1 protein-coding gene is annotated in these 1466 nt (G+C 53.8%); it reads right to left on the bottom strand.

Annotated elements, in window-relative coordinates:
- Positions 1-120 precede the first annotated feature (120 nt).
- Entirely contained in the window at positions 121-1323 is a 1203-nt protein-coding gene (tuf, locus tag N2245_RS14400) for an elongation factor Tu (RefSeq protein WP_494537399.1), read from the bottom strand.
- Positions 1324-1466: the final 143 nt, after the last annotated feature.

The following is a 1466-nucleotide window of genomic DNA, read 5'->3' as shown; positions in this document are numbered from 1 at the left end:
TCAGTTGTCTATCAGCTTTCTTAGGCACTTTGCCACCTACCTACAAACATTTGTTATCATTCACGACCTGGCCCGAGCTGAGCTCAGCTCGGGCCAGTATTTTACATGCTTAAGTATACCTTACTCTAGGATTTGGGTGACGACGCCAGCGCCCACTGTGCGCCCACCCTCCCTGATGGCAAACCTCAAACCCTCCTCTATCGCCACAGGCGCTATCAGCTCCACCTCCAAGTTCACATTGTCCCCAGGCACCACCATCTCTACACCCTCAGGCAACTTCACCTCCCCTGTCACATCCGTCGTCCGGATGTAAAACTGCGGCCTGTACCCACTGAAAAACGGCGTGTGCCTACCACCCTCCTCCTTCGACAACACGTACACCTCAGCCCTGAACCTCGTGTGCGGGTTGATGCTCCCAGGCGCTGCCAACACCATACCCCTCTCCACTTCCGTCCTCTCTACTCCCCTCAACAAACACCCTATGTTGTCCCCCGCTACCCCCTCATCCAACGTCTTCTGGAACATCTCCACCCCTGTCACTACCGTGCTCCGCCTCTCAGCCCTCAATCCCACTATCTCTACTGTGTCCCCTACCTTGACTCTACCCCTCTCTACTCTACCTGTTACTACTGTACCCCTCCCCTTGATCGCAAATACGTCCTCTATCGGCATCAAAAACGGCCGATCCACAGCCCTCTGCGGCGTCGGTATGTACTCATCTACCGCATCCATCAACTCCAATATCGGCTGATACTCCGGCGCATTGATGTCCGTGCTGCTGCTCTCCAACGCCCTAAGCGCACTCCCACGTATGATCGGCACCTCATCCCCAGGAAATCCATACCGCGATAGCAGCTCCCTCACCTCCATCTCCACCAACTCCAATAACTCCTCGTCATCCATCATGTCTACCTTGTTCAAAAACACTACTATCGCGGGTACCTCCACCTGCCTCGCCAACAATATGTGCTCCCTCGTCTGCGGCATCGGCCCATCAGGCGCACTCACCACCAATATCGCACCATCCATCTGCGCCGCACCCGTGATCATGTTCTTGATGTAGTCCGCATGCCCAGGACAATCTACATGCGCATAGTGCCTCTTGTCCGTCTCATACTCCACATGCGCTATCGAGATCGTTATACCCCTCGCCCTCTCCTCAGGCGCCTTGTCTATCGTCTCAAACGGCCGGTACTGCGCCTCCCCCTTCAGCGCCAATACCTTCGTGATCGCCGCCGTCAACGTCGTCTTCCCATGATCTACATGCCCTATCGTCCCTACGTTCACATGCGGCTTCGTCCTCTCAAACCTCTGCTTCGCCAACCTCAGGCCTCCTTATAGTAAGTATTTTTTTGTTTATTAGCTTAGTTTTTACCCACAATCTAGCGCTTGTTCTTAGCCTGTATCTCAGCGCTCAAAGATATTGGAACTGGTTCATAGTGATCAAACAGCATATTGAATGAAGC

Source organism: Thermobaculum sp. T2p (genome assembly GCF_059335935.1).
The sequence above is the reverse complement of the archived record's forward strand: the minus strand, read 5'-3'. Positions and strand labels throughout refer to the sequence as shown.